We start from the raw sequence: 13,009 nt of genomic DNA on the forward strand, positions 1-13,009 counted from the left end.
CATGAGCAAACTACTGGATCGCTTTCGCTACTTTAAGCAGAAACGCGAGACCTTTGCCAACGGCCACGGCCAGGTGCTGGACACCAACCGCGACTGGGAAGATAGCTACCGCCAGCGCTGGCAGTTCGACAAGATCGTCCGCTCAACGCACGGGGTAAACTGTACCGGCTCATGCAGCTGGAAAATTTACGTCAAAAACGGGCTTGTGACCTGGGAAACTCAGCAGACGGACTATCCGCGCACCCGCCCGGATCTGCCCAATCATGAGCCGCGCGGCTGCCCGCGTGGCGCCAGCTATTCCTGGTATCTCTACAGCGCCAACCGGCTCAAATACCCGCTGGCGCGCAAGCGGCTGATTGAACTGTGGCGCGAAGCGCTGGCCCGGCATCCCGATCCGGTCGAAGCCTGGAACAGCATCATGGAGGATCCGCAAAAGTGTCTGAGTTACAAAAAAGTGCGCGGAAAAGGTGGATTTATTCGCTCGACCTGGAAAGAGCTGAACCAACTGATTGCCGCCGCTAACGTCTGGACCATCAAGCACTATGGCCCGGACCGGATTGTCGGCTTTTCACCCATCCCGGCGATGTCAATGGTCTCTTACGCCGCCGGTACCCGCTACCTGTCGCTGATCGGTGGTACCTGCCTGAGTTTCTACGACTGGTACTGCGACCTTCCCCCTGCCTCACCGATGACCTGGGGTGAGCAGACCGACGTGCCGGAATCCGCCGACTGGTATAACTCCAGCTACATCATCGCCTGGGGATCTAACGTTCCACAAACCCGAACCCCTGACGCCCATTTCTTTACCGAGGTGCGCTACAAAGGCACGAAAACCATTGCCATTACGCCGGACTATTCGGAAGTGGCGAAGCTGTGCGATCAGTGGCTGGCGCCAAAACAGGGTACCGACAGCGCCCTGGCCATGGCGATGGGTCATGTGATCCTCAAACGCTTTCATCTCGACAACCCGAGCGACTACTTCCTCAACTATTGCCGCCACTATACCGATATGCCAATGCTGGTGATGCTCGATGAACGCGGTGACGGCACCACGGTACCCGGACGAATGGTGCGCGCCTCTGACCTGCTGGACGGACTGGGCGAGAGCAATAACCCGGAGTGGAAAACCGTGGCCTTCAGTACGGCAGGTGAACTGGTTGCCCCCAATGGCTCCATCGGTTTTCGCTGGGGAGAAAAAGGAAAATGGAACCTCGAAGCACTGGCCGCCGGAAAAGAGACCGAGCTGGCACTGTCATTACTGGATATTAAAGACGCCGTCGCGGCCGTGGGATTCCCCTACTTCGGCGGCAATGAGAACCCGCATTTTCGCAGCGTGAAACAAGACCCCGTGCTGATTCACCAGCTGCCGGCCAAACGTCTGACGCTGGCCAGCGGCGAGAGCAAACTGGTGGTTAGCGTTTATGACCTGGTCCTGGCCAACTACGGCCTCGACCGGGGGCTTGACGATGTTAACGCGGCCGCCGACTTCAACGATGTGAAAGCCTACACTCCGGCCTGGGCGGAGCAGATTACCGGCGTTCCGCGCCGCCACATAGAGCAAATCGCCTGGGAGTTTGCCGATACCGCCCACAAAACCCACGGACGCTCAATGATTATCCTCGGCGCCGGCGTCAACCACTGGTACCACATGGATATGAACTACCGGGGAATGATCAATATGCTGGTCTTCTGCGGCTGTGTCGGGCAGAGCGGCGGCGGCTGGTCGCACTATGTCGGTCAGGAAAAACTGCGCCCGCAGACCGGCTGGCTGCCGCTGGCGTTTGCCACCGACTGGAATCGCCCGCCGCGCCAGATGAACAGCACCTCATATTTCTATAATCACTCCTGCCAGTGGCGCTATGAAAAACTGACCGCGCAGGAGCTGCTCTCTCCGCTGGCGGATGCCAGTCGCTATACCGGGCATCTGATTGATTTTAACGTTCGCGCCGAACGCATGGGCTGGCTGCCCTCCGCCCCCCAGCTCAGCGTTAACCCGCTGACGATTAAGCAACAGGCCGACGCCGCCGGACTCTCACCGGCCGACTACACCGTACAGGCACTAAAATCCGGCGCTATCCGCTTCGCCTGCGAGCAGCCGGATAACGGGAAAAACCATCCGCGCAATATGTTTATCTGGCGTTCTAACCTGCTGGGTTCCTCCGGTAAGGGGCATGAGTACATGCTCAAGTATCTGCTGGGAACCGACAGCGGCATCCAGGGCGATGAGCTGGGGGCGACCGATGAGGTGAAACCGGAAGAGGTGGAATGGCAGACCGCCGCTATTGAAGGCAAACTCGATCTGCTGGTGACTCTCGATTTCCGTATGTCGAGCACCTGTCTGTTCTCCGATATCGTCCTGCCGACCGCCACCTGGTATGAAAAAGACGATATGAACACCTCGGATATGCACCCGTTTATCCACCCGCTTTCCGCTGCCGTCGACCCGGCCTGGGAAGCAAAAAGCGACTGGGAAATTTATAAAGAGATCGCCCATGTCTTTTCGACGGTCTGCGTCGGACACCTCGGCACCGAGACCGATGTGGTCCTCCTGCCTCTGCAACATGATTCAGCGGGCGAGCTGTCCCAGCCCTTCGATGTCGTTGACTGGCACAAGGGCGAGTGCGAGCTGATCCCGGGGAAAACCGCACCGACTATCGCGGTGGTCGAGCGCGATTATCCTGCGACCTACGAGCGCTTCACCTCCCTCGGCCCGCTGCTGGACAAGCTGGGCAACGGCAGCAAAGGCATCAGCTGGAAAACCCAGGACGAGGTCGATTTCCTCGGCAAGCTCAATTACGTCAAGCTTGACGGGCCGGCGAAAGGCCGCCCGCGCATCGACAGCGCCATCGACGCCACGGAGGTTATCCTCAGCCTGGCGCCTGAAACCAACGGCCAGGTGGCGGTTAAAGCCTGGCAGGCCCTCGGCGAGTTTACCGGGCGCGACCACACCCATCTGGCCATCAATAAAGAAGACGAAAAGATTCGCTTTCGCGACATCCAGGCCCAGCCGCGCAAAATCATCTCCAGCCCGACGTGGTCCGGCCTTGAAAGCGAACACGTCTCCTACAACGCGGGATACACCAACGTCCATGAGCTGATTCCGTGGCGCACCCTCTCCGGCCGCCAGCAGCTGTATCAGGATCATCCGTGGATGCGCGATTTTGGCGAAAGCCTGGTGGTATATCGTCCGCCTATTGATACCCGCAGCGTCAGCCATATGCATGAGATCCCGCCCAACGGCTTCCCGGAAAAGGCGCTCAATTTCCTCACGCCGCATCAGAAATGGGGCATTCACTCGACCTACAGTGAAAACCTGCTGATGCTGACCCTGTCGCGCGGCGGGCCGATTGTCTGGCTCAGCGAAACGGATGCCAAAGAGCTGGGGATCGAAGACAACGACTGGATTGAAGCCTTCAACGCCAACGGTGCGCTCACTGCCAGGGCGGTAGTCAGCCAGCGCGTGCCGCCCGGGATGACCATGATGTACCACGCCCAGGAACGCATCATGAATATTCCCGGTTCAGAAGTCACCGGCCGCCGCGGCGGTATTCATAACTCCGTGACCCGTATTTGCCCGAAACCGACCCATATGATTGGCGGCTATGCACAGCTCGCCTACGGCTTTAACTATTACGGTACCGTCGGCTCCAACCGCGATGAATTCATCATGATCCGCAAAATGAAAAACATTAACTGGCTGGATGACGAAGGTCGCGATCAGGTACAGGAGGCGAAAAAATGAAAATACGCTCGCAAGTTGGAATGGTGCTCAATCTCGACAAATGCATCGGCTGCCATACCTGTTCGGTCACCTGCAAGAACGTCTGGACCGGACGCGAAGGGATGGAGTACGCCTGGTTTAACAATGTCGAGACCAAACCCGGCATTGGCTATCCGAAGAACTGGGAAGATCAGGAGGAGTGGCAAGGCGGTTGGATTCGTGGGATCACCGGCAAGCTGACGCCACGCCTTGGCAACCGCGTTGGCGTATTGTCAAAAATCTTCGCCAACCCGCAGCTGCCGGGCATCGACGATTACTACGAACCCTTTACCTACGATTATCAGCATCTGCATACCGCACCGGAAAGCGAACATCTGCCTACCGCACGACCCCGTTCGCTGATCAGCGGCAAGCGGATGGACAAAATCACCTGGGGGCCTAACTGGGAAGAGCTGCTCGGCGGCGAGTTTGAAAAACGCGCCCGCGACCGCAACTTCGAAGCGATGCAGAAAGAGATGTACGGCCAGTTTGAAAACACCTTCATGATGTATCTCCCGCGCCTGTGTGAACACTGCCTCAACCCGAGCTGCGTTGCCACCTGTCCGAGCGGCGCCATCTATAAGCGCGAAGAAGATGGTATCGTCCTGATTGACCAGGATAAATGCCGCGGCTGGCGTATGTGCATCAGCGGCTGTCCGTATAAAAAAATCTACTTTAACTGGAAAAGCGGTAAATCAGAGAAGTGCATCTTCTGCTATCCGCGCATCGAATCCGGCCAGCCGACGGTCTGTTCAGAAACCTGCGTCGGGCGCATTCGCTACCTCGGCGTACTGCTGTACGACGCAGATCGCATTGAAGAAGCGGCCAGTACCGAACATGAAACCGACCTCTATGAGCGCCAGTGCGATGTGTTCCTCGACCCCCACGACCCGGCGGTGATTGAAGAGGCGCTGAAACAGGGCATTCCTCATAACGTTATCGACGCCGCGCAAAAATCGCCGGTCTATAAGCTGGCGATGGACTGGAAGCTGGCGCTGCCGCTGCACCCGGAATACCGCACGCTGCCAATGGTGTGGTACGTGCCGCCGCTGTCGCCGATTCAGTCCGTTGCCGATGCCGGTGGCCTGCCGAAAAGTGACAGCATCCTGCCCGCCGTTGAAAGCCTGCGCATTCCGGTACAGTACCTCGCCAACCTGCTGAGCGCGGGCGATACCGGCCCGGTTCTGCGCGCGCTGAAACGCATGATGGCAATGCGTCACTACAAGCGTTCTCAGACCGTTGAAGGGGTGACCGATACCAGGGCTATCGAAGAAGTGGGTTTAAGCGTGGAGCAGGTCGAAGAGATGTACCGCTACCTGGCCATCGCCAACTATGAAGATCGCTTTGTGATCCCCACCAGCCACCGGGAAATGGCGGAAGACGCCTTCCCGGAACGCAACGGCTGTGGCTTTACCTTCGGCGACGGTTGCCACGGGTCGGATACCAAATTCAACCTGTTTAACAGCCAGCGAATCGATGCCATTAACATCGGGGAGAAGGACTAATGCGGATTCTGAAAGTCATTGGTCTGCTGCTGGAGTACCCGGATACCCTGCTGTGGGACAACCGCGAGGAGGCGCTGGAGCTGGTCCGCGCCGATGCGCCAGCCCTGCTAGGGTTTGTTGAGCCGCTGTTGGCCGCCCCGCTGCTCGACCGCCAGGCCGAATGGTGTGAAGTGTTTGAGCGCGGGCGCGCCACTTCGCTGCTGCTGTTTGAACATGTTCATGCCGAATCTCGCGACCGTGGCCAGGCGATGGTTGAGCTGATGAATCAGTATGAACTGGCCGGACTGCAAATCGACTGCCGGGAACTGCCTGACCATCTGCCGCTCTATCTGGAGTACCTCAGTAGTCTGCCGCAGGACGGTGCCAGGGAGGGGTTGCAAAACGTCGCCCCAATTCTGGCGCTCCTTGGCGGGCGGTTGAAACAGCGGCAGTGTGAATATTATCAGCTGTTTGATGTGCTGCTGGCGCTGGCGGGCAGTCCACTCAGTAGTGACAGTGTCACAAAACAGGTGGCGGGCGAGAAACGCGATGACACCCGCCAGGCGCTGGACGCAGTATGGGAAGAGGAACAGGTGAAGTTTATCGAAGATAACGCCACCGCCTGCGACAGCTCTCCGCTGCAAAATTATCAACGACGCTTTAGCCAGGACGTCGCGCCACAGTACGTCGACGTCCGTGCCGGAGGCCCGAAATGATACAGTACCTGAACGTCTTTTTTTACGATATCTACCCGTATCTGTGCGGAACGGTGTTTCTCATCGGCAGTTGGCTACGCTACGACTACGGGCAGTACACCTGGCGAGCCTCTTCCAGCCAGATGCTCGACAAGCGCGGTATGGTGCTGTGGTCAAATCTGTTCCATATCGGCATTCTGGGTATTTTCTTCGGCCACCTTTTCGGCATGCTGACGCCGCACTGGGTCTACTCCTGGTTTCTGCCGATGTCGCAAAAGCAACTGATGGCAATGATTCTTGGCGGGGTCTGCGGGGTACTGACGCTGATCGGCGGCGCGGGCCTGCTGATTCGTCGTCTGACCAACCCACGCATTCGCGCCACGTCATCAACGGCGGACATACTGATCCTCAGTATTCTGCTAATCCAGTGCGCGCTGGGGCTAACCACCATTCCCTTCTCTGCCCAACATCCTGACGGCAGTGAAATGTTGAAACTGGTGGACTGGGCGCAGGCGGTTGTCACCTTCCACGGCGGCGCCTCGGCGCATCTCGATGGCGTGGCGTTTATCTACCGCATACATCTGGTGCTGGGAATGACCATCTTCCTTATCTTCCCGTTCACCCGTCTGGTTCACGTCTGGAGCGCGCCGATAGAATACCTGACGCGCCGCTACCAGCTGGTGCGTTCCCGGCGCTGAGGACGTGACGGATTTCATCCCTGCCCGCTTTGACTCATTGTTAAAAGCAAGCGCCCGGCCTCCAGTTCTGGAACCGGGCGTATTTATTGCACCACAAGACAGCGGTTAATCTGTCGTCAATCTACGCCATGCTTTATACTCTCCTCGCATTATTGCCGTATTTGCCTTAACGCAATTGACGCCAACGGAAGCGATTTTTCCTGTGAGGGAACCATGAGTAAATATGTCATTTTTATCAGCGCCAGCGGTGGTAAAGCGTTTCCAAAAGAACAGGTTACTCGTGCATTCATCAATGCCATGAAGGATAAAGGCTTTAGAAAACATCATATTGAAGTGGACGCCGAGAACGAGACCCAGGCCGTTATGGCGTTAAATCAATTTAATGATGAGTATATGCAGGAAGTAAAAGACTATACCGGCAACATTATATTTGTCGGCGTCATCATGTTGTTCGGTTTTATTATTTGGCTGTTTGCATGAATATAGGGACTGATAGCGCCGGATGAATACAAATACCAGTAACCATGAGTTTATGGGTTATCACACGTCGGCATGATACCGGGATTTCATACTTTCGTTTCTGTCGCTAAAAAAGCCTTCAGCAATGATACTGCGACGGAACAGCCACGGTATGACAGCGCGGGGGTTAAGGCGCGTCAGGAAAACGGGCGGGAACGCAGGTGCACATCCAGGACTGACCACCAGGACGGTGGTCAGAGGGCCGGTCGAGACAGGGACGTCGAGTCCGGCCCGGTCCGCCAGATGAAGCCGGAGTGGAGCATACCGCGTAGCGGCCGTTTTCAGCGCAATGCCGGGGGTCATGGGGGGCGAGCGAAACGCCCCCCATGCCGTTCACACGCTGCGGGTGTGAGAAAAGTGGCGGATTCACCGTGAACGGAACACTCCACCGTTCAGGCAACAACAAACGTACGCTCAAAACGCCGTAAAAACGAACCCTCTGACTTAACAGGGTGAACCGAACCTTAGCCCATCGGCATTACGTGGCCGTTGCCACTTCGGCTGCTACAGCGTGGCCTGAGCCGGCGGCAGATGCAGCGCAAAGCAGTCAATAATGGTATCAAGCAGCAGCTTTGCCGGCGCAGAAAGGCGACGTTCATCGCCATATAACCCGACGCCAATATCTCCTGCGTCGGGCAGCGTTGTGGCATGAATGACCTGCAGTGTCGCCGGCATGCCCATGGTGGTGCGCAGCGCAACCCCTAACCCCGCAGAAGCGGCTGCCCAGATACCGCTCAAACTGCGGCTGGTGAAGGCAATCCGCCAGGGAATACCGGCCTTATCTAAGGCCGCGATAGCGGCAGTACGCATCACGCACGGTGCTTCAAAGGCCAGCAGGGGCAACGGTTGGTTATTCCCGAGGTAACGGGAGAGATCACACTCTGCCCCCGTTATCCAGCGTAGCGGCAGCCTGCCCAGCGGATGATCAAACGCCGGTTGATCACGCCCTTCCCAGCTCAGGGCCAGATCCAGCGTCTGGTGTACCATCCCCTCTTGAAGCGGCGCATTTCGGCTGACGGTGACGGCTACCTGCACCTCAGGACAGGCGCGGGCGTATTGCCCGAGAATAGCCGGCAATAGTACCTCACCAAAATCCTCCTGCAGACCAAGGCGTACCTCGCCGCTCACTCCTCTGGCCTTGAGCGCGGCACAGGCTTCATCATTGAGGTTAAGCATGCGCCGCGCGTAGCCCAGCATGATCTCCCCCTCCGCCGTCAGCACCAGATGACGGCCCGACTTTTGCACCAGCGCCGTGCCGGTCTGCTGCTCAAGCTTTTTCAGCTGAGCGCTGATCGCCGACGTTGAACGCCCCAGGCGTTCAGCAGCCAGGGCAAAACTCCCGAGCTCCATCCCGGTCACGAAAGCGCGCAGCGCGTCGGCATCAAACGTCAGTGGTCGTCTGGTCATTGTTAATCATCCCGTTTTTCAGGACTGTTACCCATGAATTATATGATTATCGAAATCATCATAGCCGGATATCGTGACAGTGACACCCCACACCGGAGATAAAAAATGAACCATATGAATCTGACGCGAGAAAATCTCGCCGGGCTGGCACCAAAACTGGCGTCACTGAGCGAAGAGGTGCTTTTTGGCGATATCTGGCAAAGAGCGGCGCTTTCCCCACGCGAAAGAAGCCTGATAACCATCAGCGCACTTGTGGCGCTGTATCGCCCGGAACAGCTGGCCTGGCATCTGCAATTTGCCCGTAAAAACGGCGTAACGCAGAGTGAAATGACAGAGCTGATGACCCACCTCGCTTTTTACGCCGGATGGCCCGCCGCCGTTTCAGCCCTGAGCGTTTTAAATCAGCTCAGCGCAGAATAAGGGGAAACCAATGCCTGTAACCCGCATTGCTATTTCTGAACAGCGTTTCGCGTGCTGGCATGCTCAGATAAGCATGGCCTTACAACAGTCGCTTGAATGCCATTTTTCGGTCCCGGTGGGCGACTGTTTCCAGTTATTTGATTGTTACAGCCCGCAACGACGCGTATTTAATCCGGATTATCTCTGCGGCGGAGATGGCAGGCGCAGCGATGATTTTCTGCTGTTTCAGATCACGGCAGGCAAAGCACGCAGCCGTCAGCAAAAACAGCGTTTTTACCAGGACCTGACCAACCGACTCGAGCAGTTACTGGGTATTAGCCCGCAGAACATGATGATCGTCATCGGCTACACCGAGCCGGAGGACTGGTCGTTCGGCAGCGGAAAGATGTTCTGCTTAACGGATATTCCTCAGCCGCAGTAAGCGAGTCGTTGATTACGCGATCGGGATAAGCGATGGGCCGAAGTCGAACTTCGGCCTGATCAATGAGCGCAGACACGTCAGCGACACTTTGTGCCAGAGCGAAGTATTCCCCCCAAATGAAGAGCATATTCACGACTCTGAGTCGTCTCAAGGAGGATAAAATGAACATGCTGTCAGTCGATTTTTCATCTTTATATTTTGGTACACCGGTCGCTCTGCTTTCCACCCGCAACCCGGATGGTACGACAAACCTGAGTCCCATCTCCTCATGGTGGATTCTTGATAACAGCCTGATGATTGGGCTTGCCACTGTGAATCAATGCTATGAGAACATCGCCAACCATCCTGAAATCGTGCTCAATATTCCCGATGCTCGTTTGTGGAGAAACATCGAGGCGATAGCAGCGACCAGCGCGAAAACCCCTCTGCCGACGCAGAAGAAAAAGATGGGCTATGGTTTTGAAAAAGACAAATTTTCGCGAAGCCGCCTCAATGAAGTAGGGAGTATCTGCGTCTCGCCGGGAAGCGTAAAAGAGTGTCCGGTAAAAATAGAGGCCAGGATGATCCGACAGATGCCCCTGGGAGAGTCGGGTGAAGAGCTGGCGGCAATGGAAGCACGTATCTTGCGGGTTCACATAGCTGAAGAGCTTCTGGGCAGCCGCTGCGGGAATCCCCGGTTTTTGGTCGAAAAATGGCAGCCTCTATACTACATTTTTCGCCACTACTACTCCGTGGGAGAAAGACTCGGGGAGAATTTCAGATGCGACAACTAAGCCGCATCGGCAGCGTCTGAGCCCACCGATGCGTGACATACAATCCCCCTGCACGGCCAACCGCTTCTCGGACTGTACGGCGTCGCGCTACTTCCCCGCCTCCGGGTGAGTATCGAACGCGGCCATTACCGCCGCGAGCTCGGCTTCGCTAAAGCCATATTTGGCATCATCAACGCCGAGGCCAAAGCGGGTTTGCAGCGCTTCGTACAGCGCCGGAACATCGGCTAAATCGACCTTCTCGACCACGTGGGCATTATCCCAGTGGGTAAAGTGAAAGTTGGTTAACGTCATTTTACCGCCGTCCGGTAAGTGACGGCACATCAGCAGATGGTGACGAAAATGCGACTGCGGCCAGTGCGCCGACCAGAAATTACCCATCACATAGTCAGCGGCATACTGGCGACCAAGGTCGAAAAGATACATCGACTGCCAGTGGCCGTGATGGCTGTACTGCAACGTCCACTCATCCCCTTCACAAATCAGCCGGTATACGCCGTGCGGCGTCGATTGTTCGGCGTCAGCCAGCAGTCGGATGGGTGCGGTCAACGTCTGACCGCCGAAACCAACATCGGCAATCCAGCGCTCGCCTTCAACCTCGACCAACAGCAGGCGATGGGTACGCGGCGGCGTCTGCGCTGGATTCGCCAGCACCACCCGGCCCAGCAGGCTACGGACGTTAAAGCCTATCTCGCGCAGCGCTCTCTCCAGCAGGCCATTTTGTTCAAAGCAATAACCGCCGCGACGGCCGTTAACCAGCTTCTCTTCCAGCGTCCGATCGTCGAGATGAATCTCTCTGGGCAGCAGCACATCCAGGTTTTCAAACGGGATCGCGCCGTTGTGGTGAATATGCAGCTCGCGCAAGGTATTAAGGGATACATCAGGGGTGCCCGTCCAACCCAGACGAGAAAAATAAGCGCTTAAAAATCGACTCATCAATGCCTCCAGCAATCGGTGTCCGACATTTATAGCCTATTTTTCCCGTCTGACTGTATATTTTGTGCGGTCAGGATTGGCTACGCGAACCGCGCTGCATCAAAGCCAGCGCGCAGAGCATCAACGCCAGACCGGTCACCAGCGTCAGCGAAGCCATCGCCATACCCTGACCAACCGACCCTTGCTCAAACTGGCGCCAGATAAATACTGCCACGGTTTGCGTTCCCGCCGGGGCCAACAGCAATGACGTCACCAGCTCACGCGAAGCAACGGCAAACACCATCAGCATGGCGGCCAGCAGCGCAGGAAACACCAGCGGTAGCACAATCAGACGCAGCGCCTGCAGGGGCGAGGCGCCGTGCACCCTTGCTGCCGGTTCGAGATGACTGCCCAGCTGACGCAGAGCGCTACCGACATAGCGCACCGGCCACGGCAGCAGCAGGCAACAATACGACAGCAGCAGCATAAACCAGCTGTTATAGGGTGATACCGGCCAGAACGGCTGGTTCCACAGCAATATCAACCCCACTCCCACGACAACACCCGGCAGCGCCGCTGGCATCAGCGACAGCGCATCAACAATCGCACTGCCGGTGATTTTTTGTACCTGCACCAGCCACGCGGCGACCAGACCAATCAGGCCGACAATCAGCGCCGACGCCAGTGCCAGAGAAAGGCTGGTGCCTAGCGCCGACAGGGCATCCCCGTGCTGGGCAAACAGCGCGGTAAAGTGCCGGAAGGTAAAGTTCTCGGCGTGAATACCGCCCGACAAGGTCCCCATCAGGCTGGTCAACACCATAGAAGCCCCCGGCAGTACGACCGCGATCCCCCCGATACACAGCATCAGCAGCACGGCGGGCAGCGTCAGCCATCCCAGCTCTGCCCCGCAATTTTCCCCCGGCTTGCCGGTCACGCTGGTGACTTCCTTATCACCCACCAGCCGCTTTTGTAACCACCAGGCCAGCAGCGCCACCGCGATCAGCAGCAGCGAAAGCAACGACGCGCCAGGCAGGTCGATGGGCCAGTCGGCGAGTTTTTTCTCAATACCGACGGTGAGCATCACCAGTCCGGCACGCGATCCCAGCGCCGCCGGGACGCCAAACTCCTCAATCGCCAGAGTAAATGCCAGCAGCATCCCCGCCGCCAGCGCTGGGGAAAGCATAGGCAGCGTAATATGCCAGAAGGCCTGCCAGGCGCTCGCGCCGTGGACCCGCGCGACAATAGCCAGCCGCTGGCCGCTCGCCAGTAGGCTGCGGGAAACGGCAAAATAGACCACCGGGAAGATGTTAAAGGTCATCACCAGTGCGATCCCGCTGCGGCTAAACAGCAGATCGTTCAGATCCCAACCGGTCATCTGTTGCAGATAACCGTTGCTTTGCAGCACCAGCATCCATGACAGCGCCGCGATATAGGGCGGCGTGAGAAACGGGATCAGGAACAGCAGGTCCCACAGACGCGGCAACGGGACATTGAATAAACCGCGCAGAACACCCAGCGGCAGGCCGATAATCACGCTCATCAGCGCCACGCCGCAGGCCACCCACAGGGTGCCACCCAACATCGGCAAAAGTTGAGGATCGGCAAACAACGCTGGCACCCCCGTCAACGGCTCGCTCAGCGAACCGGCGCTAAAATGGGGGAAAATGGCCTGTAAAATGATGAAGAACAGCGGCAACGCCACCAGCACCAGCAGCGCGGTTAGCGTGACGGCGGAAATCAGTTTTTGTTTCACGGTAATTTCCTTAAAACGAGCGCCCACAATTTGCCAGCGGTCCTGGAGTCTGGGTTACTTTGCCGGCGGTCATCGGGTAGCCCGGACAGGCGCGCCAGCGCCACATGCGGGAAACGTGCCAGGCATGATGCCCCGGCATCGCCTCTTCCCGGTGGCGCTAAGCTGAC

12 protein-coding genes are annotated in these 13,009 nt (G+C 57.4%); 8 read left to right on the forward strand and 4 right to left on the reverse strand.

The window, feature by feature from the left end; translation table 11 throughout:
- Position 1 precedes the first annotated feature (1 nt).
- The 5 genes from ACMYSK_RS06865 (at position 2) to ACMYSK_RS06885 (ending at position 7,117) form a co-directional block, all read left to right on the forward strand.
- On the forward strand, positions 2 to 3,742 hold the full coding sequence (locus ACMYSK_RS06865) for a nitrate reductase subunit alpha (RefSeq protein WP_434641287.1): 3,741 nt from the start codon (positions 2 to 4) through the stop codon (positions 3,740 to 3,742).
- A complete protein-coding gene (gene narH / locus ACMYSK_RS06870; protein ID WP_434641288.1) occupies positions 3,739 to 5,265 on the forward strand; it encodes a nitrate reductase subunit beta in 1,527 nt (508 codons plus the stop codon). The genes ACMYSK_RS06865 and narH overlap by 4 nt, the downstream gene beginning before the upstream one ends.
- Positions 5,265 to 5,960, forward strand: coding sequence for a nitrate reductase molybdenum cofactor assembly chaperone (narW, locus tag ACMYSK_RS06875; protein ID WP_434641289.1), 696 nt, complete (start codon positions 5,265 to 5,267; stop codon positions 5,958 to 5,960). The genes narH and narW overlap by 1 nt, the downstream gene beginning before the upstream one ends.
- Positions 5,957 to 6,637 carry a respiratory nitrate reductase subunit gamma gene (gene narI, locus ACMYSK_RS06880; RefSeq protein ID WP_434641291.1) on the forward strand — a complete coding sequence of 227 codons (681 nt, stop codon included), beginning with the start codon at positions 5,957 to 5,959 and terminating at the stop codon, positions 6,635 to 6,637. The genes narW and narI overlap by 4 nt, the downstream gene beginning before the upstream one ends.
- A gap of 213 nt (positions 6,638 to 6,850) precedes the next feature.
- On the forward strand, positions 6,851 to 7,117 hold the full coding sequence (locus ACMYSK_RS06885; RefSeq protein WP_434641293.1) for a hypothetical protein: 267 nt from the start codon (positions 6,851 to 6,853) through the stop codon (positions 7,115 to 7,117).
- Positions 7,118 to 7,660: 543 nt separating this feature from the next.
- Here the strand turns inward: ACMYSK_RS06885 and ACMYSK_RS06890 are convergent.
- Positions 7,661 to 8,563 (reverse strand): LysR substrate-binding domain-containing protein, encoded by a 903-nt coding sequence (locus ACMYSK_RS06890; protein ID WP_434641294.1) that lies wholly within the window; start codon positions 8,561 to 8,563, stop codon positions 7,661 to 7,663.
- 105 nt (positions 8,564 to 8,668) lie between these two features.
- On the opposite strand from ACMYSK_RS06890, the gene ACMYSK_RS06895 reads away from it, so the two are divergent.
- From ACMYSK_RS06895 to ACMYSK_RS06905, 3 genes are all read left to right on the forward strand, one after another.
- Entirely contained in the window at positions 8,669 to 8,983 is a 315-nt protein-coding gene (locus tag ACMYSK_RS06895) for a carboxymuconolactone decarboxylase family protein (protein WP_434641296.1), read from the forward strand.
- Positions 8,984 to 8,993: 10 nt separating this feature from the next.
- Complete coding sequence (locus ACMYSK_RS06900) at positions 8,994 to 9,404, forward strand: tautomerase family protein (RefSeq protein WP_434641298.1); 411 nt, start codon at positions 8,994 to 8,996, stop codon at positions 9,402 to 9,404.
- A gap of 161 nt (positions 9,405 to 9,565) precedes the next feature.
- Positions 9,566 to 10,177 (forward strand): flavin reductase family protein, encoded by a 612-nt coding sequence (locus ACMYSK_RS06905; protein WP_434641299.1) that lies wholly within the window; start codon positions 9,566 to 9,568, stop codon positions 10,175 to 10,177.
- An 87-nt stretch (positions 10,178 to 10,264) separates the two neighbouring features.
- On the opposite strand, the gene nhoA is transcribed toward ACMYSK_RS06905, so the two are convergent.
- The 3 genes from nhoA to ACMYSK_RS06920 form a co-directional block, all read right to left on the reverse strand.
- A complete protein-coding gene (gene nhoA, locus ACMYSK_RS06910) occupies positions 10,265 to 11,110 on the reverse strand; it encodes an N-hydroxyarylamine O-acetyltransferase (RefSeq protein WP_434641301.1) in 846 nt (281 codons plus the stop codon).
- A 70-nt stretch (positions 11,111 to 11,180) separates the two neighbouring features.
- The gene (locus tag ACMYSK_RS06915) at positions 11,181 to 12,842 is read right to left on the reverse strand and encodes an ABC transporter permease (protein WP_434641303.1); all 1,662 of its coding nucleotides are present in this window, start codon (positions 12,840 to 12,842) and stop codon (positions 11,181 to 11,183) included.
- Positions 12,843 to 12,852: 10 nt separating this feature from the next.
- The gene (locus tag ACMYSK_RS06920; protein ID WP_434641304.1) at positions 12,853 to 12,981 is read right to left on the reverse strand and encodes a hypothetical protein; all 129 of its coding nucleotides are present in this window, start codon (positions 12,979 to 12,981) and stop codon (positions 12,853 to 12,855) included.
- Between the last annotated feature and the right edge of the window lie 28 nt (positions 12,982 to 13,009).

The organism is Klebsiella sp. I138, from assembly GCF_051131765.1.
GTDB lineage: Bacteria > Pseudomonadota > Gammaproteobacteria > Enterobacterales > Enterobacteriaceae > Klebsiella.